The organism is Vibrio sp. Isolate33 (assembly GCF_022397895.1).
GTDB classification, from domain to species: domain Bacteria; phylum Pseudomonadota; class Gammaproteobacteria; order Enterobacterales; family Vibrionaceae; genus Vibrio; species Vibrio pomeroyi.
Map to the genome: position 1 here is coordinate 12,452 of NZ_JAKEUP010000030.1, position 24,558 is coordinate 37,009.

A 24,558-nucleotide genomic window follows, 5' to 3' on the forward strand; every position below is an offset into this window, starting at 1 on the left:
TCCAGAAAGGTAAAAACGCCGCAGATCTTAATTAACCTAAAAATAATTACTCTTCAGAGTAAGGATAAAAAAATGAAAAAGGTAACGTTATTAGCGGCTGCGGTGGCGCTAGGCTTAGCAGGTTGTGGGAGTGATAGCCCCCATACAAGTAATACCCCTGACAATGATGGTACTCCCCCTAGCGGCGGTTCAGGTGATAAACCAAGTAGCATTGTCGTAAAAGGTTTTGATGGCTACTTCCATAACGCCGTAGTGTTCGCTGATGTGGACGACAACGGGAAACTGAATCTAGATATCGATACTGTGTTCGGTCTAACAGATGAAACCGGTGAATTAACACTACCAAAAAATACAGAGGTCAAACACAGCCTAGGTTTACAAACACTCCGTCCTGGCGATGTAACCCCAGAGCTAGCTCAGAAACTGAGTACTCTTCCTGACAATACAAAATCACTGGATAAACTGTTAGATCTATATACAAGAGATATGGACCTTCCGGACCAACCTATGTCCAACGCTGTCGTACTACGCACACCAAAGGTTGATGACGGTGAAGGTGTCGTTATCTCTCCAATTACCGATCTAGTCGCTATCGAGATGCGCAAAAATAACAGCACACTTGAAGCTGCCATATCAGCAGTAAGTAGCAACCTTGGTGGCACAGAAGAATCACCTATTGATCTTTTCTCTGACTTTGTAGAGGACTCTAAGAGCAATCTACAAAGTGCTCGACTTCATAAAACTGCACAGATCCTTACTGAGTCAAAAGCGAAAAACCCTTCAGAATACGAAAAACAAATTGAGATAATCACGGACACGGCTACTGAAAAATCAGAAGAAATCGTTACAGAAGACAATATGGGCGATGATAACCTGGTCAACGACAGGCCAGTCATTGATCCAACCGAGCCTGAGACCGCTATTCGCAACTTCAAGCTGTTAGTTAATTCATCTGCAACATCAGCGATACAGCAACAGGTCCGCACTCTCAAAATTACCGAAACAGATACTGTTTTAGAAACGATTGAGGTACCAAACAATCTTTTTGAAGATAAATATTCAGTAGACGGTGCTCTAACTCCGGTAAGGCCTAGTGTTAAGATTGATGGAGAAGGAGAGATCAGCGCTGAACTTGATGAAAGTGGTACTACGTTAACATTATCAAGCTCAGGCTCGTTAGAGGACCCGCAACGCAGCTACACAATTACCTTTGAAGCAGAAGACAAAGATACACAAGATGAAGATGCGAAAGTAACCAGCACACTGCGTACTACTTTTTCATTCGATGTAGATCTACTCAACACACCTCCAAGCGTTGTGGATACGGAAGAAACACGAATCCAGACTGAAATTGTATCTACATGGAACTTAATCAAAGGTGCCCAGTTTACCGGAGAGATCCCAGTAGATACGTTGTTTGAAGATCGTGAAGATTATCACCTAACATACACAACAAATATCGACAGTGCGGTTCCTGGCCTTCAATCTAAGTACGATTCAGTGTCTGGCGTGATTCGCATAACGGGTTACCCACAACAGGTTAATAGCAACAAAGTAAACTTCACCATTCATGCTGATGATGGTCACACTTCAACCTTCTTAGCGTCTGCACCAGCGAACTTTACAGTGCCTCCCGTGCAAGCTGGCAGCATCAGTATTGACGAAGAATTAAAAACAGACTTGCAAGCACAAATTACGACACAATGGTCACTGACCGTTGGTAAAGACTTTGAAGAAGCTTTCAGTGTTGCAAACCTGTTTAGTTCAAAGGTTTCGGGCGATATTGAATACTACGCTCACTATGCGCCACATGATAATAAAGCGCCAAGCAACCCTATTCCGGGAGTATCGGTAAGTGTTGATAGCTCGGGCTTTGTAACATTAAACGGACGCCCAACTTCAGAGACCAATAATGTTGTTCTGTATATCGCACAGGGGATCAACTTTTCTGGTGGTGAGGAAAATGATATTGAATCAGAAATGGTAACGTTTAGATTGCCTAACGTTCAGCCAGGAGAAGTTACACCTCCAGTAACAACTATCGAAGACCAATATTTATATCAGTCAGAAGTAGAAAGCTATAGCGATCAAGGTACAGGTTTAGCTTGTGAAGTTCGTTATTTCGATTCAGCAACACAAACACTCTACGCATACAATCGAACTAAAAATAGTTTTGCTTCTTGTCCTGAAATTAATGTTTCGTCTTCTCCGGTTGATAACAATAATTTTGAGGCACTTGGCTCATACACTGTCGATGCTAATGGAGGGTATGTGCTTAATGTCAACGATGGTGATGAGTCATTCACCATTCGCTACAGCGCTCAAAAATACCAAGACTACTTCGTATTCCAAAATACTGAGACCTTCCATAATTCAGTAGACTACGCAGTACAAAGTATGACTTTTGAAGACATTTACCCTGCTTACACTGATCCAAAACAAGTGAGCGCTTTAATCTCTCAACGAATCACAGATGGCGTTGTTGATGATCGTTGGGTTGAAGGCACTCTTCATTATATTGACCAGAATGGCAACATTAATGATATGGATGTTGACGCTGCTATGAATGATGTAGATGGTAATTGCTCTGATGCTAACATGTGTGAGAGTGGTGTTTCGGATGCAGACATTTACCTTAAAATGAGCTGTGAAGAAGTAAAAGCAAATTACACATTCGACGTGTACTCAATGTCGGGAACACCGTTTTCCTGGGAAGTGCAGTACTTTGATTCTGCGGAAAATAACACTTGTAGCGTCGATTTCACTTCGACCACACCAATCACTAGCGGTATTAGAACTCTATATGGTGAAGTAAAAGAAGAGCAACGTGGTAAGTTCACTGACATTCTGTTTAGTTTTGCAAGATAAATAGAATACGTTGGAAACACAACTTAGCTAATACGAAAGCCTTGTCGTTCTCGACAGGGCTTTTTATATGTAACATATGAACCTTCATCCGAAGCCCTGCGTAGAAAAGTCAAACTAACATAGAAAGCGCGGAGCTCATTATGAATCTACTAATTGAATCATTTGAAGGCGGGATTTACTTAGCTTACCAAGTCGTTGGCGAGCAAAAGCAGTTAATTAAGGACGACCACCAGCACCCAATGAAGTTTTTGAGTGTTAATCAAGCACGCGACCACTTTAGTGATCAAGGCGTATCGTCAGCAACACTGATACATAACAGCGCTTACGACGAAATGTGTGGTGAACACTGTGGCAGTACACAACCGTTCGAGATTGATTTGAAGTGGAGTTAAATCAACTTCAAATCAATCGTGATAAAAATGGAAAGGCTTGCGTTGATGCAAGCCTTTTTCTTTTAGGTCGTATTTGTTATCGTGCTGTGCGTTTTTGTCTGCGCTTGATGTTTTGCTCTTTTACTACAAAGTCGAACAATGGTGCGAACAAGTTAGCAAACAAGATAGCGAGCATAATGCCCTCAGGATAAGCAGGATTGAGCACTCGAATACCGACCGTCATTACACCAATCAAGATCCCGTAAGCCCACTTACTCTGATTAGTAAACGCTGCAGAAACCGGGTCCGTTGCCATAAAGAAAGTACCAAATGCCACACCACCCAACACGAAGTGCCAGTAGAACGGCATCGAGAACATCGAGTTGGTCTCTGAGCCAATCCAATTCATCAAGCTCGAAGTTGCCACAAGGCCAACAATCACACCTGCTACAATGCGCCAAGAGGCTATCTTCATCACAATCAAAATCGAACCGGTCAGCATAATAAGCAGTGAAGACACTTCGCCCATTGACCCCGGGATATTACCTATGAAGGCATCCATCCAAGTGATCGCCTCACCTGTCATGTTGTTTATCAGTGACGAACTACCGCCTTCATACCATTGGCTCAGCGGTGTCGCACCTGAATAGCCGTCAGCGGCAACCCATACTAAGCCACCCGACATGTTGGCAGGATAAGCGAAGTAAAGGAATGCCCGACCTGCCAGCGCAGGATTAAGGAAGTTTCGCCCAGTACCACCAAACAACTCCTTAGCAACGACAATACCGAAGGTGATACCAAGAGCTGCTTGCCATAGCGGAATCGTTGGTGGAAGAATTAATGCGAAAAGAACCGAGCTAACAAAAAAGCCTTCATTAACCTCGTGCTTTCGCACAACCGCAAACAATACCTCCCAAAAACCACCAACCACAAACACTGTGGCATAAACAGGAAGAAAGTAGAGAGCACCAAGAAACATCTGGCTTCCCCACCCACTGGAGACTATAGCGTCAGCACTACCAAACGCCCACGATAGACGCCAACTACTGTCGATGATGGAGGCTAGCTCGGCGCCAGAATAGGTAGCAGTCAAACCCATCGCGGCTTGCTGACCGACATTGTACATACCCCAAAACATTGCAGGAAAAGTGGCTAGCCACACCAGAATCATGATGCGTTTGAGGTCTATGCTGTCTCGAACATGGGTTATGCCGCGGTTTACGTTCCCGGGCGTGTAAAAGATGGTCGCAAACGCCTCATACACAGGGTAGAGCTTTTCGTACTTACCACCCGCTTCGAAGCGCGGAGCCACGTCTTCTAATCGTTTTTTCAAACTCATAATCTCAATCACCTTATTGCTTGAGTTATGGTTTTCTACGCATCAACGGCTCTATTTGAACAATTTCTAACGATATTTAATCAAATTCGTTTTGAAGAAGTGAACATCAATAACTTAGACCAACATTGAAAAAGAAAGATGTAAAAACAACAAAGCCCCAGCGATGGCTGAGGCTTGTTTGGTATTACTGCATGTCGGAGTTACTTCACACACATTACGTTAAGCAGTGAAGACCCTTTCAGTTGATTCACGTTACCGTTGGTAAACAGACCTTTCTTATCCGCGCCCCAATAAGGTAGGTGCATTGGCCAGTTCTGTTTCTCCATCACTTTAGACCCTAAGATGCTCTGCCATTGCTTTTCAGTCATCAGTTTCATGTTGACCTGCTTACACACTAACTCAGCGCTAGCGTAATCTAGGCGACTCCAAGGCTTGCCTTGTTCCATATAAAACTGCTGTTGGTGATCAAGAAGGTAAGGTATCGCATATTGAGAGCCCGCTACATTGGCCTTCACACGAATTTCGATATCAAGATCGTTGTTTGAGCTTGTACCACTACTTGGGAAAGCTTGAATTGCAGCGGCGCTGGTTGCCGCTTGAGTTGCAACCACAGGTTTCGGTGCTGGCTTAGCGACTGGTTTTGGCTTTGCCGGAGCTTTAGGCTTAACCGCTTTGGATTCGACGGCTTTAGGTGCTGCTGCTTTTGCAACGATAGGTTGTGATGAAGTTTTCGACTTATCAACCATACGAATAAAGGCTTCACCGTAACCAGAAACTTTACGTACTTGAGCTAGGTCTTTTCTCGCATCAGAAAAGGTAGAGTAAGGGCCGATTAAGCAACGGTAATCACTACCTTCAGGTTTCATCCAAACATTAGTCGAGATCTTTTCATATAGAGGTTTTGCACGGCTCAGTGACAAAGGCTTGTTCAGCAGGCCACATTGCACCCAGAACAGTTCGTTATCTGAATGACGTTTAGGTGCCTTACTGCCCCAAACACCTTTACCAATCGGACATGACTGCTCTAGCTGTGGTAATTGATTGGTGCTTGCCTGAGTTGCATCACATAGAACCGATTCTGCACTAACTTGGCTCGATACCAAAAGGGATGCAGCGATAAGCCCCATACGATAATTTCTCATCACAGCACGACATACAGCACGACATACAGCACGACATACAGCATTCATTGTCAATTTCATAACCACCACTTAAACCCTTACGGGTTAATTATTACCGAATCAATGTCGATAAAACATGAATTCCATTTTAAGTATTATTGACAGTATCAATGATACTAAGTTCCAGATCCATTAAGCAAAAAAAGAGCCGTAATTGCTTACGGCTCTTAGTTTAGTGACTTTTTTTTCTAAAAATCAAACCGCGCTATCACCCTTTATAAATTTTAGGGTTAAACACGTCACGTAACCAGTCGCCTAGTAGGTTAATAACTAGAACTAATGTTACCAAAAGCACACCTGGGAATGCTGTGATCCACCATGCTCCTGAGAAAATGTAGTTAAAACCAGTACTGATCAGGGCACCCAGTGACGGTTGGTCTACCGGAAGACCTAAGCCTAGGAAAGAAAGTGCCGCCTCTGACATGATGGCATTTGCCACCTGTACTGTAGAGATAACCAAAATCGGTGATAAACAGTTAGGCAGAATATGGCGGAACATGATGCGAGGCGCTCTGAAGCCCATCACACGAGCCGCTTCTACGTACTCTTTCTTCTTCTCTGCCAATACCGATGCACGGATTGTACGAGCATACTGCGGCCATTCGGCAATACCGATGATCACCACCAGCATAACAACGGCATATTGCGCGTAGAAGTCACTACCGAAACTTGCCTTAAAGATAGCCGAGACAATGATCGCAACCATCATGGTTGAGAACGAAAGCTGAACATCGGCAAAACGCATCAAGAAGCTATCGATACGGCCACCGAAGTAACCCGCAGACAGACCAATGATGATACCTAGAGTCAGCTGAAGGCCAACCGCTAAGAAACCAATCGTCAATGAAAGACGAGAGCCGTAAAGCATCGTCGATAGGATGTCACGACCTTGCTCATCAGTACCCAGTAAGAAACGCTCTTCGCCGTCTTCCATCCAAGATGGTGGCAGCTCTGAATCCATGATGTCGATAGACGTCACGTCATACGGATCTGTTGGCGCTAAAATCGGTGCCGCGAGAGCCATCACTAGGAAGGCTGCAAAGATGGCAAAGCTGACCATTGCCACTTTGTCGCGTAAGAAGTAGTACAGAATGTCTGACTGCTTGAATCGCTCCCAACGAGATGGAGCTGTTGTTGTTTGTTCCATGATTATGCTCCTTTCCCTGTGATGTTCACTGTTGGGTTAATGATGCCGTAAAGCAAGTCAACAATGGTGTTCGTTACTACGAAGATTAAGCCAACGAAGATAACGTATGCGGTAATCAGTGGAGTATCCACTCGGTTAATCGCTTCAAGGAATAGGAAGCCGGTGCCCGGCCACTGGAATACAGTTTCAGTAAGAATGGTGTAAGCCACCATAGTACCGATTTGAACGCCACCTACCGTTAGTACAGGTAGCATTGTGTTCTTCAAAGCGTGTTGGTAGTAAATCTTGTTCAGCGCTAGGCCTTTCGCTTTACCAAACTTGATGTACTCAGAGCTAAGAACCTCTAGCATTTCAGAGCGCACTAGACGAATGAACAGAGGCAGCATGATAGATGCTAGAGCAATACTCGGCAGCACTAAGTGCGCAAGGCCATCTATCGTTAAGAAACCAGACTCCCAACCAAACCAGTTTGCGGTCTCACCACGTCCAAACGACGGCAGCCAGCCTAACTCAATAGAGAATACATACATCAACATGATTGCGGTTAAGAAAACAGGCACAGAAATGCCGATACTACTGCCCGCCATCACCAGTTTAGTGAAGAAGCTTTTTGGGTGTATTGCAGAATAAACGCCAAGTGGAATCGACAGACAAACAATGATCAGAGAAGCGCCAAACACAAGTTCAAGCGTTGCTACAAGTTTATCTAAGATTACGTCCACAGCTGGGCGTTTAAAGAAATATGAAGTACCAAGATCACCTTGTAGAGCTGCGCCCACAAAGCGAGTGTATTTTGTAATGAAGGGATCATTTAAGCCGAGTTCATCACGCAGCGCTTGACGCTCCGATTCTGAAACAGATTGACCGACTAACTCACGCAACGGGTCGCCCAGGTTATCCTGAATGGCAAACGCCACCAAACTGATCACAAACATCACTATCAGTGCCTGAAACAGGCGCTTGACCAGAAACGTAACCATTCCTTGCCCCTTATCTATCCATGACTATCTAGTCGAAATCCGCGACTAGATAACAAAATTCAGTCTTAAAAAAGGTATTTAGCCAGACTGAAGGAAGACCAAATACCGAAACTTAAATCTATTTCTTAATAATTTGAGAGCCTGAAAAGCTTCAGGCTCTCGATTCTAGCAAGCTAGATTATTTTACAACTAGGTCGCCGAAGTAAGGCATAACCATTGGGTTTACTACGTCTGCTGCACCTACGTTAGACTTCGCGCCCCACGCTTCACTTTGCCAGTGTAGCGGTACGAATGCTGCGTCGTTGTAAAGTGTTGCTTCAACGCCTTTCAGCATTTCAGAACGCTTAACTGGGTCAGTTTCAGTGTTAGAAGCTTCTACAATCGCATCCATTTCTGGGTTTGAGTAACCAGAACAGTTGTATTGACCACGACCAGTCTCTTCGTTACGAGTCATAGTTAGGAACTCGTTGAAGTTAGCTGAATCTTCTGTATCTGAGTGCCAGCCGATCATCATCATGTCTGCTGAACATAGGTCAAACTCAGGCCAGTACTGTGCTTTAGGCATAGTTTTAAGATCAACTTTGATACCAATCTTAGACAGCATTGCCGCAGACGCTTGCGCTACTTTCGCATCGTTCACGTAACGGTTGTTTGGAGCCATCATAGTTAGCGTAAAGCCATCCTCGTAACCCGCTTCTTTCATCAGCTCTTTCGCTTTTTTCAGATCGTAACGAGGAACTAGGTCTTCGTTGTGACCCGCGTAGCCTGTTGGGCTTTGCTGACCAGCAGCTGTTGCGAAGCCTTTCATGATCTTCTTAACGATACCTTCGTTGTTGATTGCGTGAACAATCGCCTGACGAACGCGAACATCTTTAAGTGCTTCGTTGCTGTTTTGGTTCATTTGGAACGTGATGATACGAGTACCAGGTAGCGTCACTAGATCGATGTTCTTAGCGTTTTTAACACGCTTGTGATCGTTTGGTGCTACTGGGTGAATCATATCAACGTCGCCAGAAAGAAGTGCTGCAACACGTGTCGCATCTTCTTTGATTGGCACAAGTGTTAGCTTGTCTACGTTGCCTTCAGTTTCTGTATCCCAGTAATCGTTGAAACGTTCGAACGTTACTTTAACGCCTTGCTCACGCTGCGTTACGATGAAAGGACCAGTACCTGAAACGTTAGTCGAAGCAAACGAGTTACCGTGCTTAACTAGCTCAGACTTGTCTTTACCTTCCGCTGTTTGGCCAGAGTAGAACTTGCTGTCCATTGGGAAGATGTAAGTTGCTGTTTGTAGTACTAGTGGGTAAGCCGCTTTTGATACTAGCTCAACTGTGTAGTCATCCACTTTTACCATTTTTTCGTATGGCGTGAAGATAGACTTAAAGTCTGGAGAAGCTTGTAGACGTTCGAAAGTCCACACAACATCATCAGCAGTAAGTTCGTTACCAGAGTGGAATTTCACACCTTTACGTAGGTTGAAGCGGAAAGTCGTTTCATCAACACGCTCCCAGCTAGATGCTAGGCGGCCTTCAAAATCCATCTCTTGAGTGAAACGTACTAGAGGGTCAAACACCATGTGAGACATTTGCAGTGTGCCACCAGACAGCTGCTCGTGCGGGTCAAGTGATACTGGGTCAGCTGCGTAGCCAACGGTAATATCTGCTGCTGCTGCACTAAAGCTTAGGCCAGCTGCCATTAAAGCTACTGCTAATTTGCTTTTCATGGTTTTCATTGCATAACTCCTTCATGCGGGAATCCAGATCCCTAGTTGTTGTATTTGCGTCTGTTTATTGTTGTTAGCAAGCTAAACTCCAGCCTGCTGATTTTTATACCGCGGCTTGTGCCACTGCTTTTTCTTCTCTTAAACCTGTAAATTCAGGCATTAAAGAAATCAGATGTTTGCTGTATTCATGCTGAGGCGATTGGAACAGTTGCTCTGTTGGCGCTACTTCCAATAGTTCTCCCATTTGCATCACACCAACACGGTCACACATTTGGCGAATAACCGGTAAATCGTGACTGATGAACAGCATGGTTAGGTTTAGCTCGTCTTGTAAGTCTTTTAGTAGGTTAAGGATCTGAGCCTGTACCGACACATCCAGTGCCGATGTTGGTTCATCACAAATCAAAAGACGCGGACGAGTTGCCAAAGCGCGAGCGATAGAAATACGCTGACGTTGACCACCTGAGAATTCGTGCGGGTACTTCACCCCAGCCATCTTGCCTAAACCAACGTGCTCTAGCAGATCGTTCACGATCTGACGAGTTTCATTTTCGTTGCGAGTAAGCTTATGGAATCGGATAGGTTCAGCAATGATGTCGAATATCTTCATTCGAGGGTTCATTGATGTGTAAGGGTTTTGGAAAACCATCTGCATTTGACGACGCATAGGGCGACGTTCTTTTTCAGATTTCAGACCAGTAAGATCAACGCCTTCAAACGTTACCTTGCCTGAGTTCGGTGCGTACAAGCCAGCAATCACACGTGCGATCGTTGATTTACCCGAACCTGATTCACCTACTAGACCAAACGTTTCGCCTTCATGAACTTCAAAGCTCACGTTGTTTGACGCCTGAACGTACTCACGACGGCTCTCAAAGAAAGAATCTTTGGTGGTAAAGCGCAAGTTTACGTTCTCAACGTTCAACAGTGGACCTGTGTAATCACGGTGATCTTGGCTTTGACCTAACCAGTGGTTTTTCACATCCAGTGGTTCCATCTCTTGTGCTTCTTCGATGTAGCTAACAAGAGGGAAACGATCGAGCTTGCGGTCTGAACGAGGAACCGCAGAGATAAGACTGTGTGTGTATGGGTGTTCAGGAGTACCCAAAACTTTCGCTGTTGGGCCAAACTCAACTAAGTCACCACGATACATAACGGCTACGCGGTCGGTAACGTTAGATACCACGCCCATGTCGTGCGTTACCAACATGCAACCTACGTTTTTCTTAATACATAGATCGCGAATCAAACCTAAGATTTGGTCTTGAATAGACACATCTAGTGCCGTTGTTGGTTCATCTGCGATGATAAGGTCAGGTTCACCTGCTAAAGCGATCGCGATAACCACACGCTGACGCATACCGCCAGAGAATTGGTGTGGGTACTGCTTTAAACGGTTTTCTGGTTGCGGGATACCCACTTGGTTCATCAAGTCTAATGAACGCTGGTAGGCTTCTTGATCCGAAACCTTCATGTTGGCATGAATCGTCTCTTTTAACTGCTGTTCTACTGTGAATAGAGGGTTAAGAGACGTCATTGGATCTTGGAAGATAAAACCAATCTTTGAGCCGCGAACAGAACGCATCTGTTCAGGAGATAAGCCAGAGACTTTTTCGCCATCCAGAAATACCTCGCCGCTAGCAATGCGGCCGGGAGGGCTCAGCAAATCGATCACAGCGTTACCTACTGTTGATTTACCTGCACCAGACTCGCCTACAACACCAACGATCTCACCACGTTCAATGTTGAACGAAAGCGATTTAACTGCGGCGTGAACTCCATGACGAGATGGGTATTCGATACGAAGATTTTTTACTTCTAAAAGTGACATTACCAGACCTCTACTGCTTTGGCAGCTTTCTGCCCTGTCTGCAAAATTGAATCCATTCTTACCAGAATATTGTTCTGATATTTTATACGGTTGACAATTTGGCAAATAATTCACAGAAAAGCAACAAAAATAGGATAAAAAGTCGACATTAAACGCTTAGCAAGCAAAAGTGACACATAACTATTCACTCAAAGAGCATATAGTAAGAAAAATCAACATTATATTAGCGGTAATAAATGCTCACAAACCCCTTACCACTACTTACTTGTAGACCTAAACCTGTGGTTCAAAGCAGATCTCACTACCATTCAATAAAAACAAATAATTATTCCAAAAAACAATTAACACTATAGAAACAAACGCTAACTTTGTTAATTTAAACAAACAAAACAACTAGATAGGATTGTATTGACCACATATTTAACCATTTTCATTACTTATCTAAATAGAAGACAAGCAACCCAAAGGCTTAGTAAATTAGATGATCTTTTGAAGTGCTTGATAGGAAGAAAGCTGTCAAATACGTGCCTTAGTAGGCAGATTAAGAACCAAATTCAACTTTTCACCAAAATCTCTAGACCAGACCTATTAATTTGTCGAATTATTGAACGGTTATTTTATATAAAATTAGATATAGATCTTTTCATTTGATAAATGGGGGTGACTCTATAAAGACGCAATAATCGAGGAGATCGAAGATGAGTTTCTTGCGTCTGAAAGGAGCTTACTAAAGAGGAGCGAGTCGAACAGAACTGGCGATCCAGTCCGCAGCCCTCTTGATACCAAATTATCTAAATTCCAGACGCAAAAAAGCCCTGTCATTCCTGACGCGGACGGCTAGTTGAGGCTTCTTAAGTGATCGGTGAAGAGACATCCTTTGAACGTCAGGCGAGCCTCACTTGGGTTCCAATCTAGTGATCTACAGATGAAAAAAAGCTCATCATTTCTGATGAGCTTTCTTAAAATCGGTCAGTGAAGAGGGATTTGATCGGACTGGCGCTCCAGCCCACGCCCCTCTGGTCTCAAATTATCTAAGTTCCAGGCGTAAAAAAGCCCCGTCATTTCTGACGAGGCTTCTTAAGGTGGTCGGTGAAGAGGGATTCGAACCCCCGACCCTCTGGTCCCAAACCAGATGCGCTACCAAGCTGCGCTATTCACCGAGACGTTTCGTTTGATTTCTCAAACTGGGAACTTCAAAGAAGCTACCAAAATTAATGGGGTGGCTAACGAGATTCGAACTCGCGACCACCGGAATCACAATCCAGGGCTCTACCAACTGAGCTATAGCCACCACTAATTTTTTATATAACCGCTTAACAAGCGATTATTGAAATAGTGGTCGGTGAAGAGGGATTCGAACCCCCGACCCTCTGGTCCCAAACCAGATGCGCTACCAAGCTGCGCTATTCACCGACTAGTTTTGTATCGATTCTTGGGATAGTGAATCAACACTGGAAGCCGAAGCTACCGATATTTTGTAAAGAAAGAATGGGGTGGCTAACGAGATTCGAACTCGCGACCACCGGAATCACAATCCAGGGCTCTACCAACTGAGCTATAGCCACCATTATTTCTTTTCTGCCAATTTCTCACTTACCGAAGTAAGAGACCGGATGGCGCGCCTGAAAGGATTCGAACCTTCGGCCTTTGGCTCCGGAGGCCAACGCTCTATCCAGCTGAGCTACAGGCGCATGCCCTGTCGGCGGAGTGGAATAATACGTATATCACCCAATGCCGTCTAGTACTTTTTTAACTTTTTTTTCTGTTTGGTCTCTTTTTCGACAGTTAATATGTGATAAACCCCTTATTTGAGTACTACAACCCGCCACAGCTTATAAGTTGTTGTTTATTGCAACAACTTATCGGGATATAATCACCCATTATTTACATTGGTTTAACAGTTGCTCTTTACTGCTTAAAGCCAAAACACCCTCCAACACTATAAATTGGTAAGCATGTACTTACCTTGGGAATGTAAAGTGAGTTTAATGGATATGTCTCGTCGAATTTTAAGCGTTGTCATCGCAGTTTTAACCTTTTCAACTGGTGCAATGGCTTCAGGCCTAAGCGAAGCAGAGCAAGATGCAATTGCTGAGCGCATCAAACCGGTTGGCCAAGTATACCTAGTCGGCAGTGAGCCAGTAGCCGCAGAACCAACAGGCCCTCGTGATGGCGCAGCAGTTTATGGTACCTTTTGTATCGCTTGTCACGCATCTGGCGTAAGTGGCGCACCTAAAACAGGTGATGCTGGTGATTGGGGTCCTCGTATTGCTCAAGGTCGCGATATCCTAGCTGACCACGCAATCAACGGCTTCAACGCAATGCCAGCGAAAGGTTCATGTATGGACTGTTCAGACGATGAAATCAAAGATGCTATCGAGCACATGATTGCTGGCCTGTAATTTACCGATCTGTAATTAAAAATGCCAAATTCAAAAAAGGTGACCATCAGGTCACCTTTTTTATTGTCTTCTATATAGTGCTAATCAAGCATAGCATTACTTCTTATTGAACATCGCACGAATGTTAGCAATGTGCGCCTGCCCTTTCTCCATTCGCTCTTCAGCGGACTGTGGCTTCTTCACGCTTTCCCACTCTACATCATCATGTGGTAATTCATCTAAGAAGCGGCTTTGTGTTGGCTTAATCAACTCCCCATACTGGCGACGTTCTCGACACTTAGTAAAGGTCAGCTCTTTCTGCGCTCGAGTAATACCCACATACATCAGGCGACGCTCTTCTTCTACGTTACCTTCATCAACACTGGTTTGGTGTGGCAAGATGCCCTCTTCAGTACCCATCAGGAATACATATGGGAACTCTAGGCCCTTCGATGCGTGCAGTGTCATGAGTTGAACTTGGTCTGCATCGTCATCATCTTCACCACGCTCCATCATGTCACGCAGTGTTAAGCGTTGAACAACCTCACGAAGTGTTTTCTCTTCTTTATCGTAGTTGTCACCTTCGAGGTCAGCCACAATCCAACTATACAGATCAGAGACGTTCTTCATTCGCATCTCTGCGGCTTTTGGGCTTGCTGAGGTTTCGTATAACCAATCTTCGTAGTTAATGTCACGAACTAGCGCACGAACCGCATCCACAGTATTACCACGTTCAGCGTTATCTGAGATACGAACAATCCAATCAGTGAATCGACGCAAGTTTTCTAAACCGCGCCCCGTCAGTGTTTGTTCCAAGCCCATCTCAAAACTGGCTTCAAACAGGCTCTTACCGCGCATATTGGCGTAGCTGCCTAATTTCTCGAGCGTAACAGGGCCAATCTCTCGGCGCGGCGTGTTTACAATACGTAGGAAGGCATTGTCATCATCTGGGTTCACCAACACACGCAGGTAAGCCATGATGTCTTTTATCTCTGCTCTAGCAAAGAAAGAAGTGCCGCCAGAGATCTTGTAAGGCACACGGTTCTGCATCAGTGCTTTTTCAATCAGGCGAGATTGGTGGTTACCACGGTAAAGAACTGCGTAATCTTTGTATTCAGTACGGTTCAAAAACTTGTGCGCGATGATCTCACCGGTAATACGTTCGGCTTCGTGCTCTTCGTTTTTGGCATTCAAGACCTTAAGCTTTTCACCGTCAGGGATCTCTGAGAATAGAGACTTCTCATAAACGTGCGGGTTATTGGCGATCAAGATGTTCGCGGCACGCAAGATTCGACTGGTCGAGCGATAGTTCTGCTCTAGCTTGATCAGGCGAAGGTTCGGATAATCCTCACCCAGCAACACCAAGTTTTGCGGTTTTGCACCACGCCATGAATAGATTGATTGGTCATCATCGCCAACCACCGTCAAGCGACCGCGCTCCCCGACAAGCAAGCGAACCAATTCATATTGGCTGGTGTTGGTATCTTGGTATTCATCCACCAATAGGTAGCGAATACGCGACTGCCAGCGTTCGCGCACTTCTTGGTTGGTTTTGAGTAGCAATACCGGCATCGCAATCAGATCATCAAAGTCGAGTGCGTTATAGGCCTTCATCTGTTTTTGGTACATCTCAAAGCAGAAAGCAAACAGCTGCTCTTGTTCACCTTGAGCGCGTGCTTTCGCCTGATCTGGCGTCAGCATGTCATTTTTCCAATTCGAAATGGTACTCATCAATGCGCGCAACAGATCCTTATCACCATCGATCTGCTTTTCTGTTAGCTCTTTTAATAAGGCCAACTGGTCTTGGTCATCAAATAGAGAGAATCCCGCCTTAAGACCCAGCGCTTTGTACTCACGGCGAATAATCGTTAAGCCCATGGTATGGAACGTCGAAACGATTAACCCTTTTGATTCACCTTTACCTAAGGTTTGACCAACACGCTCTTTCATCTCACGCGCAGCTTTGTTGGTAAAGGTCACCGCAGCGATGTTACGTGCCTTGTAGCCACATTCCTGAACCAGATAAGCAATTTTATTGGTGATAACACGTGTCTTGCCTGATCCAGCGCCCGCTAATACTAAGCAGGGGCCAGAAACATACTTCACGGCTTCATCTTGTCTTGGGTTCAGTTTCATTTGATTCTCTATTTGTTCTTACAAGGTCGAATTGGTTGCGCGCCTATAATAATGCTGCAACTCCACGAAAGCTATGTTCTCTTCTACAAGAATTTTACGTCATTTATGTAAAACTTTGTTGCACATGTGTATGGTTCTTAGGCTATAATGAATGAACGTTCATTCACTGGTGATGTAAATATGACAACTCATGCACCTCAGGATAAACGCCAACAAATACTTTCTGCAGCAGAGAAGCTAATTTCAGAGGTCGGTTTTCAAGGCCTCTCAATGCAAAAACTAGCAAAAGAGGCGGGAGTGGCTGCAGGCACTATCTATCGCTACTTTGAAGATAAGGATCACTTGATCGATGACGTTCGAGTGCTCGTAACTCAACGAGTAGCAGATGCTGTTCAAGAAGGAGTTAATGATTCGGACCCAATAAAGCAACGCTACAGAACCATGTGGTTAAATATATGGGACTTAGCGGGAACGAATTTAGCTGCGATTAAAAATCGGGTTCAGTATGACTCTTTACCCATCACAAATAGCCTAAACTTCAGGGAACTAGAACGCGAAATGTTTGCCCAAGTTGAGCTGCTATTTAATGAGGGCAAAGAGCAAGGACTGTTTAAACCGCTTCATAATGAAGTATTAAGCGGCTTGAGCTTAGCGGCTAGTGTATCTCTAGCGCGAAAGCATTCTTTAGGATTTTACCAACTAGACGAGGCAGCATTAGAAGCTGCCATTGAAGCCAGTTGGGATGCAATAATTAAACACTAGATCGGAGTTTTGACCATAATGAAAAAGTGGACTTTCTTCATGTTACTCATCGCTGTAATTCTTTTCGGCAGCGTTATTGGGTTCAACATGTTCAAACAACAAAAAATTGCTGAGTATATGGCCAACCGCCCTGAACCAGAATTTCCAGTAACGGTAACTGAAGTTCAGCCGATCGATTGGGTTCCGGTAATTGAAGCTATCGGCTTCATTGAGCCTAACCAAGGTGTGACACTAGCAAACGAAACCAGCGGTGTTATTGACCAGATATCTTTTGAGTCAGGTACTGACGTTAAGAGTGGCCAACAATTAGTTCGCCTAGATTCTGACGTAGAAAAAGCGAACCTTAAGAGTTCTCAAGCTCGATTGCCTGCAGCTAAAGCTAAGTACAAGCGTTACCAAGGTCTATTCAAGAAAGGCTCTATCTCTAAAGAAGCATACGATGAAGCAGAAGCGAACTACTTCTCTCTATCTGCTGACATAGAAAGCCTGAAAGCCTCTATCGAACGTCGTGAAATTCGCGCACCATTCGATGGCACGGTTGGTATTCGTAACGTTTACCTAGGTCAATACCTACAATCAGGTACTGATATCGTTCGCTTAGAAGACACAAGTGTTATGCGCCTGCGCTTCACGGTTTCTCAAACTGATATCTCTCGCATCAATGTTGGACAAGCAATTGACATCTTTGTTGATGCTTACCCAGAAAAACCGTTTGAAGGCTCTATCAGTGCAATTGAACCAGCAGTAAGCATCCAAAGTGGTCTTATCCAAGTTCAAGCAGACATTCCAAACAATGATGGCAAGCTTCGTAGCGGTATGTTCGCTCGCGCTAACATCATTCTTCCTAAATTAGAGAACCAAGTAACTCTGCCTCAAACAGCGATTACTTTCACTCTATACGGTGACAATGTTTACATCCTAACCGAAGAAGACGGCGTTCAACGTGTTGCTCAACATGTTGTAAAAGTAGGTGAGCGTACAGCTGATATTGCACACATCCTTGAAGGCGTAAAAGCTGGCGATACGGTTGTAACTTCTGGCCAAGTACGTCTAAGTAACGGTGCCAAAGTTAAGGTTGTTGAAAGTGATGCAATCACTCCACCTGCTGAAACACCTAAGCTGTAACCGGAGGCACAATGCGCTTTACTGATGTTTTTATTAAACGTCCAGTTCTAGCGGTATCCATCAGCTTTTTGATTGCGCTGCTTGGCTTACAAGCAATCTTCAAAATGCAGGTGCGTGAATACCCTGAAATGACGAATACCGTCGTAACCGTAACAACGAGTTACTACGGTGCAAGTGCCGATCTTATCCAAGGCTTTATCACCCAGCCCCTCGAACAGGCTGTGGCCCAAGCGGATAACATCGACTATATGACTTCTTCTTCTGTACTTGGTAGTTCTACGATTACCGTGAACATGAAGTTGAACACCGACCCGAATGCCGCGCTATCGGACATACTGGCCAAGACAAACTCGGTTCGTTCTCAGCTTCCTAAAGAAGCCGAAGATCCGACCGTAACTATGTCTACCGGTTCAACGACAGCGGTACTCTACATTGGTTTTACCAGTGATGAGTTGGTGTCGAGCCAAATTACCGATTATCTAGAGCGTGTAATCAACCCGCAGCTATTTACGGTAAACGGTGTATCAAAAGTTGACCTATACGGTGGTATGAAATACGCACTGCGCGTATGGCTAGATCCATCAAAAATGGCGGCAGTAAACCTAACGGCAACTGACGTGATGGCGGTATTGGATGCGAACAACTACCAATCTGCGACAGGTCAAGCTACAGGTGAATTTGTTCTTTATAACGGCAGTGCTGACACGCAAGTATCAAACACTGAAGAGCTAGAGAACTTAGTCGTTAGAAGTGGTGAAGGTGAGATTATTCGCCTATCTGACATTGCTAAGGTTTCTCTAGAGAAAAGCCACGACGTTTACCGTGCGAGTGCCAATGGTCAGGAGGCGGTTGTTGCTGCGATTAACGCGGCACCAAGTGCAAACCCAATCAACATTGCAGCCGATGTACTTGAGCTTCTTCCTCAGCTAGAGAAGAACCTGCCAAGCAACATCTCAATGAACGTGATGTATGACTCGACCATTGCGATTAACGAATCGATTCAAGAGGTTATCAAGACCATTCTTGAAGCGGCATTAATCGTACTGATCGTTATTACCTTGTTCCTTGGTTCGTTCCGTGCGGTTCTTATCCCTATCGTTACTATCCCGCTATCGCTAATTGGTGTAGCAATGGTAATGCAGGCGATGGGCTTCTCGTGGAACCTGATGACGCTACTGGCAATGGTACTCGCCATCGGTCTGGTGGTAGATGATGCGATCGTTGTACTTGAAAACGTCGACCGACATATCAAGCTCGGGGAATCCCCTTTCCGAGCAGCGATCATCGGTACTCGTGAAATCGCGGTTCCCGTTATCGCAATGACACTGACACTAGGTGCGGTATACGCTCCGATCGCAATGATGGGTGGTATCACGGGCTCGCTATTTAAAGAGTTTGCGTTAACCCTAGCAGGTTCAGTATTTGTATCAGGTATCGTGGCATTAACCCTGTCGCCAATGATGTGTTCAAAAATGCTAAAAGCTCACGCTGAGCCAAGCAAGTTTGAGCAAAAAGTACATAGCGTACTGGATGGCATGACGAACCGTTACGAGCGTATGCTTGGTGCGGTAATGAATCATCGCCCAGTATTCATTGGCTTTGCGGTTATCGTATTTGCAAGTTTACCAATGCTGTTTAAGTTCATCCCGAGTGAGTTAGCACCTTCAGAAGATAAAGGTGTAATCATGCTTATGGGTACAGCGCCATCAAACGCGAACTTAGACTACATGCAAAATACCATGAACGACGTAAACGCAATTCTGTCTGATCAGCCAGAAGTTGCTTACGCACAGGTATTTACTGGTGTGCCTAACGCAAACCAAGCATTTGGTATTGCATCTATGGTGCCTTGGAGCGAACGTGAAACCAGTCAGTCAGAAGTAGCAAACCGCGTTGGTGAGCTAGTGAAAGACGTACCAGGCATGGCGGTAACGGCGTTCCAAATGCCAGAGCTACCAGGTGCAGGTTCAGGCCTTCCAATTCAGTTTGTTATTACAACGCCAAACAGTTTTGAGAGCTTGTTCCAGATCACGACTGACATCTTGACTGATGTAGCAACCAACCCACTGTTCGTTTACTCGGATCTTGATCTGAACTACGACTCAGCAACGATGAAAGTACACATCGACAAAGACAAAGCGGGCGCATACGGTGTGACCATGCAAGATATCGGTATCACACTGGGTACTATGATGTCTGATGGCTACGTAAACCGTATCGACTTAAACGGTCGTTCTTACGAGGTTATCCCTCAGGTTGAACGTAAGTTCCGTTTGAACCCAGAGTCGATGAATAACTACTACGTACGTGCTGCGGATGGTAAAGCTGTACCACTAGGCAGTTTGATTACGATTGACGTTGTGGCTGAGCCTCGCTCTCTTCCTCACTTCAACCAATTAAACTCAGCTACGATTGGTGCAGTACCTGCTCCAGGCGCTGCAATGGGTGATGCGATTGCATGGTTTGAAGAGACAGCAGCGAACAAGCTACCAAGTGGCTACAACCACGATTACATGGGTGAAGCTCGCCAATACGTAACGGAAGGTAGTGCACTTTACGCGACCTTTGGTCTAGCACTGGCAATCATCTTCTTGGTACTGGCGATTCAATTCGAATCTCTGAAAGATCCATTGGTTATCATGGTATCTGTACCACTGGCGATCTGTGGTGCCCTAATCGCTCTGGCCTGGGGTGCGGCAACGATGAACATCTACTCGCAAGTAGGTTTGATCACGCTGGTCGGTCTGATTACCAAGCACGGTATCTTGATCTGTGAGGTAGCAAAAGAAGAACAGCTACATCACCACAAGACACGTATTGAAGCAGTAATGGAAGCAGCGAAGGTTCGTCTTCGTCCAATCCTAATGACAACTGCTGCGATGATTGCAGGTCTAATCCCGCTAATGTACGCAACAGGCGCGGGTGCTGCTCAGCGTTTCAGTATCGGTATTGTTATCGTTGCTGGTCTGGCGATTGGTACTATCTTTACACTATTCGTACTGCCTGTGATTTACAGCTACCTAGCTGAAAAACACAAACCTCTACCTGTATTTGTTGAAGACAAAGACCTAGAAAAACTAGCTCGCGTCGATGAAGCAAAAGCAGCACATAGAGAATTAGCAGACAACAAGTAATCGCTAAGTCGTAAAACAATTAAAAAGGCTACTTCGGTGGCCTTTTTTTATACGCGATAGGCGACATCTCAGGTGTGATTAAATAGAATAGTGATAAATAGTCAGGAGTTTTAATCGATATGTTTGATCCAAAAAAACTAGAGCAAATTGCTAAGCAGATCCACGACTCTATGCCTCAGCCAGTGAAAGAACTGGGTTCAGACGTAGACCAAAAGGTTCGCCAAGTTATCCAAGGCCAACTGAATAAGCTAGACGTTGTAAGCCGTGAAGAGTTTGATGTTCAAACTCAAGTACTGCTGCGCACACGCCAGAAGCTAACTGAAATGGAACAAAAGCTAGCAGATCTAGAAGCTAAGCTTGCTGACAAGTAAGCTATCAGCGAAAAACATAGAAGGGTTGACGTGAAAGCGTCAGCCCTTTTTTATGCGAGAAGAATAACAAGGAGATATTCCCGACCACGCTCCTTCGCTGTTTTCGGAAATGACTCAGCTCTAAAGCCATCATCCTCAGGTACGTGAAGCATTCTCGATTCCCACCTCTGAAAAACAAAAAAGGCTTGGTCAACGGCGACCAAGCCTTTTCATTAGATGTTGTGTTGCTTATTCATAACTCCAACCTGTAAGGAGTTATTGATACTGCTTTGCTTTTTCTACAAATTCGCAGTATCTAAGCGACGAATTAACCGCCTACAGCGATACGTTTCATGTCGCTCATGTAGCTACGTAGCTCTTCACCAATGTACTCTACAGGGTGGTTACGGATAGCTTCGTTAACTTCGATTAGCTTAGCGTTATCAACTTGGTTAGATGTTTCACCTAGACCGCGGCCAATTACGTCAGTTGCTACTGAAGGCATGAACTTCTCACGTAGTAGCGGTGTCGCTACGTTAGCGAATAGGTAGTTACCGTACTCAGCTGTATCAGAGATTACTACGTTCATTTCGTAAAGACGCTTACGAGCAACTGTGTTTGCAATTAGTGGAAGCTCATGTAGAGATTCGTAGTAAGCAGACTCATCGATGATACCTGATGCTGTCATAGCTTCGAATGCAAGCTCAACACCAGCGCGAACCATAGCAACCATAAGAATACCGTTATCGAAGTACTCTTGCTCTGAGATTTCTACGTCAGAAGCTGGGTAGTTTTCGAATGCTGTTTCGCCAGTCTCTTCACGCCAGCCTAGTAGGTTCACATCATCGTTCGCCCAGTCAGCCATCATAGTACTAGAGAAGTGACCAGAGATGATGTCATCCATGTGCTTGTTGTAAAGCGGGCGCATTAGGTCTTTAAGCTCTTCAGAAAGCTCGAACGCTTTAACTTTAGCTGGGTTAGATAGACGGTCCATCATGTGAGTTACGCCACCGAACTTAAGTGCTTCAGTGATTGTTTCCCAACCGTATTGTAGAAGCTTGCCTGCGTAACCTGGTTCAATGCCGTCTGCAATCATCTTCTCGTAAGATACGATAGAACCAGCTTGTAGCATGCCACAAAGGATAGTTTGCTCACCCATAAGGTCAGATTTAACTTCTGCTACGAAAGAAGACTCTAGGCAACCTGCGCGGTGACCACCGGTACCAGCAGCCCAAGCTTTAGCGATATCCCAACCTTCACCTTTAGGATCATTTTCTGGGTGAACAGCGATCAGTGTTGGTACACCGAAGCCACGCTTGTACTCTTCGCGTACTTCAGAACCAGGACACTTAGGAGCAACCATTACAACCGTAAGGTCAGAACGTAGCTGCATGCCTTCTTCAACAACGTTAAAGCCGTGAGAGTAACCAAGTGCAGCGCCTTCTTTCATTAGAGGCATTACAGTTTCAACAACGTTTGTATGTTGCTTGTCTGGAGTAAGGTTGATTACTAGATCTGCTTGTGGGATTAGCGTCTCATAGCTACCTACAACAAAACCGTTCTCATCAGCGTTTTTGAATGATTGACGTTTCTCATCAATTGCTGCTTGGCGTAGAGCGTAAGATACGTCTAGGCCAGAATCACGCATGTTTAGACCTTGGTTTAGGCCTTGAGCACCACAACCAACAATTACGATTTTCTTACCTTCAAGATATTCAGCTTCTGTCGCAAATTCTTCACGATCCATGAAGCGGCAACGACCTAGTTGGTCTAGTTGTTCACGAAGGTTTAATGTATTGAAATAGTTAGCCATTTTAGGGCACTCCTTTAAAAATAAGTCCGTAAGGTCGATATCTCTCTATCGAATGACTTCATACTAAAACAGACACACCGTTGCTGAAAGTGATATATTCACAATTAGTTATTGCAATAAATGCAACGTGGAAACGATCGCAAAACATGAACATAAAATCTCTACAATTATTTATACATTTATGTGATAGCAAGAGTTTCAGCAAAACCGCTGCTGCTATGCACGTCAGCCCTTCAGCGCTAAGCCGTCAGGTACAAAAACTGGAAGAGGAAACAGGGCAAGAACTGCTTATCAGGGACAACCGTAGTGTTGACCTCACACCAGCAGGGAAGCACCTATTGCCAGTGGCATTGAGCATCGTTGGTGAGTGGCAGCAATACAACCTTCACTTGAAAGGTGGAGAGCAAGAGTTAAAAGGTGAAATCCGTATATTTTGCTCCGTGACCGCTAGCTACAGCCACTTACCAGAGCTGATAACTGAATTCAGAGCCATTCATCCGTATATCGAATTCAAGCTCTCTACGGGCGATCCTGCTCAATCTATCGACAAGATCTTAAATGATGAAGCGGATATAGCCATCTCAGCGAAACCAGACATCCTGCCTTCAAGATTAGAATTCGAAACGATTAGCGATATACCACTATCCGTCATCATTCCATCAGGTGTCAGTAGCTTTAGTCAGCAACTTCAGTCTGACAAGCCAAACTGGAATGAAGTACCCTTTATCATCCCTGAAGCGGGGACAGCTCGTGAACGTGCCAATGCGTGGTTCAAAAAGATGAAGATAAAGCCCAACATATACGCGCAAGTTTCTGGTCATGAGGCGATCGTAAGTATGGTAGCGCTAGGTTGTGGGGTGGGTATTGCACCAGATGTAGTGATTAACAACAGTCCAGTAAGAGATAAGGTCGACCGTTTAAAGATAGAACCCATAAAACCGTTTGAATTAGGTGTTTGCTGCAAGCGAGCACAGTTAGATAACCCTCTAATTCGAGCGTTCTGGCAAGTCGCAGAAGGGAAGTATTTAACAGACTAATAGTCGTTGGTTTCAATACAAAAAAAAGGGAAGAACACGTCAGTGTTCTTCCCTTTTTCATTTATGTATATCGCAGATAAGAAAAAAGCCCGCTGATTTCTCAGCGGGCTTTCTAATGGTGGTGGAGGGATAGGGATTTGAACCCTAGAACCGCTATTAACGGTTGCCGGTTTTCAAGACCGGTGCTTTCGACCACTCAGCCATCCCTCCAACAAATTGTCATCAACAGATTAGTACACTGTTGAGGTTGTTACTTGCTATGCAAATAACGAAATTAAAGCCTGGCGATGTCCTACTCTCACATGGGGAAGCCCCACACTACCATCGGCGCTATTGTGTTTCACTTCTGAGTTCGGCATGGAATCAGGTGGGTCCACAAT

At 44.8% G+C, this 24,558-nt stretch carries 16 protein-coding genes, 6 tRNA genes and 1 rRNA gene; 8 read left to right on the forward strand and 15 right to left on the reverse strand.

What is annotated here, in order from left to right:
* Positions 1-72: 72 nt before the first annotated feature.
* Both L1D37_RS23185 and L1D37_RS23190 read left to right on the forward strand, forming a co-directional pair.
* A complete protein-coding gene (locus tag L1D37_RS23185; RefSeq protein ID WP_239849276.1) occupies positions 73-2,868 on the forward strand; it encodes a hypothetical protein in 2,796 nt (931 codons plus the stop codon).
* A gap of 119 nt (positions 2,869-2,987) precedes the next feature.
* Complete coding sequence (locus tag L1D37_RS23190) at positions 2,988-3,260, forward strand: DUF6482 family protein (protein ID WP_345779458.1); 273 nt, start codon at positions 2,988-2,990, stop codon at positions 3,258-3,260.
* Positions 3,261-3,336: 76 nt separating this feature from the next.
* Here the strand turns inward: L1D37_RS23190 and L1D37_RS23195 are convergent, their stop codons facing one another.
* The 11 genes from L1D37_RS23195 to L1D37_RS23245 form a co-directional block, all read right to left on the reverse strand.
* The gene (locus L1D37_RS23195; protein WP_239849277.1) at positions 3,337-4,578 is read right to left on the reverse strand and encodes an NADH:ubiquinone reductase (Na(+)-transporting) subunit B; all 1,242 of its coding nucleotides are present in this window, start codon (positions 4,576-4,578) and stop codon (positions 3,337-3,339) included.
* A gap of 200 nt (positions 4,579-4,778) precedes the next feature.
* On the reverse strand, positions 4,779-5,780 hold the full coding sequence (locus L1D37_RS23200) for an SPOR domain-containing protein (RefSeq protein WP_239849278.1): 1,002 nt from the start codon (positions 5,778-5,780) through the stop codon (positions 4,779-4,781).
* A 187-nt stretch (positions 5,781-5,967) separates the two neighbouring features.
* Positions 5,968-6,906 (reverse strand): ABC transporter permease, encoded by a 939-nt coding sequence (locus L1D37_RS23205; RefSeq protein WP_017060135.1) that lies wholly within the window; start codon positions 6,904-6,906, stop codon positions 5,968-5,970.
* 2 nt (positions 6,907-6,908) lie between these two features.
* Complete coding sequence (locus L1D37_RS23210) at positions 6,909-7,886, reverse strand: ABC transporter permease (protein ID WP_008218600.1); 978 nt, start codon at positions 7,884-7,886, stop codon at positions 6,909-6,911.
* A 178-nt stretch (positions 7,887-8,064) separates the two neighbouring features.
* On the reverse strand, positions 8,065-9,618 hold the full coding sequence (locus L1D37_RS23215; RefSeq protein WP_017631993.1) for an ABC transporter substrate-binding protein: 1,554 nt from the start codon (positions 9,616-9,618) through the stop codon (positions 8,065-8,067).
* 94 nt (positions 9,619-9,712) lie between these two features.
* Positions 9,713-11,440 (reverse strand): ABC transporter ATP-binding protein, encoded by a 1,728-nt coding sequence (locus tag L1D37_RS23220; RefSeq protein ID WP_086774448.1) that lies wholly within the window; start codon positions 11,438-11,440, stop codon positions 9,713-9,715.
* 1,083 nt (positions 11,441-12,523) lie between these two features.
* Positions 12,524-12,600 (reverse strand) — tRNA-Pro (locus L1D37_RS23225).
* Between the two features lie 55 nt (positions 12,601-12,655).
* A tRNA-His gene (locus tag L1D37_RS23230) sits at positions 12,656-12,731 on the reverse strand.
* Positions 12,732-12,776: 45 nt separating this feature from the next.
* Positions 12,777-12,853, reverse strand: a tRNA-Pro gene (locus L1D37_RS23235).
* A gap of 76 nt (positions 12,854-12,929) precedes the next feature.
* Positions 12,930-13,005: transfer RNA gene (locus L1D37_RS23240), tRNA-His, on the reverse strand.
* A 49-nt stretch (positions 13,006-13,054) separates the two neighbouring features.
* Positions 13,055-13,131 (reverse strand) — tRNA-Arg (locus tag L1D37_RS23245).
* 297 nt (positions 13,132-13,428) lie between these two features.
* Here L1D37_RS23245 and L1D37_RS23250 point away from each other — a divergent pair.
* The gene (locus L1D37_RS23250) at positions 13,429-13,842 is read left to right on the forward strand and encodes a cytochrome c5 family protein (protein WP_009848079.1); all 414 of its coding nucleotides are present in this window, start codon (positions 13,429-13,431) and stop codon (positions 13,840-13,842) included.
* Between the two features lie 96 nt (positions 13,843-13,938).
* On the opposite strand, the gene rep is transcribed toward L1D37_RS23250, so the two are convergent.
* Positions 13,939-15,957: a DNA helicase Rep gene (gene rep, locus L1D37_RS23255; protein ID WP_132763853.1), complete on the reverse strand. Its 2,019-nt coding sequence runs from the start codon at positions 15,955-15,957 to the stop codon at positions 13,939-13,941.
* A 180-nt stretch (positions 15,958-16,137) separates the two neighbouring features.
* On the opposite strand from rep, the gene L1D37_RS23260 reads away from it, so the two are divergent.
* The 4 genes from L1D37_RS23260 to L1D37_RS23275 all read left to right on the forward strand — a co-directional run bounded on the left by L1D37_RS23260 (position 16,138) and on the right by L1D37_RS23275 (position 21,349).
* A complete protein-coding gene (locus L1D37_RS23260; RefSeq protein WP_207895974.1) occupies positions 16,138-16,719 on the forward strand; it encodes a TetR/AcrR family transcriptional regulator in 582 nt (193 codons plus the stop codon).
* A gap of 18 nt (positions 16,720-16,737) precedes the next feature.
* Positions 16,738-17,844, forward strand: a complete 1,107-nt coding sequence (locus L1D37_RS23265) for an efflux RND transporter periplasmic adaptor subunit (protein WP_123287362.1) — start codon at positions 16,738-16,740, stop codon at positions 17,842-17,844.
* Between the two features lie 11 nt (positions 17,845-17,855).
* On the forward strand, positions 17,856-20,978 hold the full coding sequence (locus L1D37_RS23270; protein WP_176680666.1) for a multidrug efflux RND transporter permease subunit: 3,123 nt from the start codon (positions 17,856-17,858) through the stop codon (positions 20,976-20,978).
* Between the two features lie 119 nt (positions 20,979-21,097).
* Positions 21,098-21,349, forward strand: a complete 252-nt coding sequence (locus L1D37_RS23275; protein WP_032551009.1) for an accessory factor UbiK family protein — start codon at positions 21,098-21,100, stop codon at positions 21,347-21,349.
* A 307-nt stretch (positions 21,350-21,656) separates the two neighbouring features.
* On the opposite strand, the gene ilvC is transcribed toward L1D37_RS23275, so the two are convergent.
* Positions 21,657-23,141, reverse strand: a complete 1,485-nt coding sequence (ilvC, locus tag L1D37_RS23280; RefSeq protein WP_086711540.1) for a ketol-acid reductoisomerase — start codon at positions 23,139-23,141, stop codon at positions 21,657-21,659.
* Between the two features lie 146 nt (positions 23,142-23,287).
* On the opposite strand from ilvC, the gene ilvY reads away from it, so the two are divergent.
* The gene (gene ilvY, locus L1D37_RS23285; RefSeq protein WP_086711538.1) at positions 23,288-24,178 is read left to right on the forward strand and encodes an HTH-type transcriptional activator IlvY; all 891 of its coding nucleotides are present in this window, start codon (positions 23,288-23,290) and stop codon (positions 24,176-24,178) included.
* Between the two features lie 119 nt (positions 24,179-24,297).
* Here ilvY and L1D37_RS23290 read toward each other — a convergent pair.
* Positions 24,298-24,388: transfer RNA gene (locus tag L1D37_RS23290), tRNA-Ser, on the reverse strand.
* Positions 24,389-24,457: 69 nt separating this feature from the next.
* Positions 24,458-24,558, reverse strand: a 5S ribosomal RNA gene (rrf, locus tag L1D37_RS23295); the annotation flags it as partial.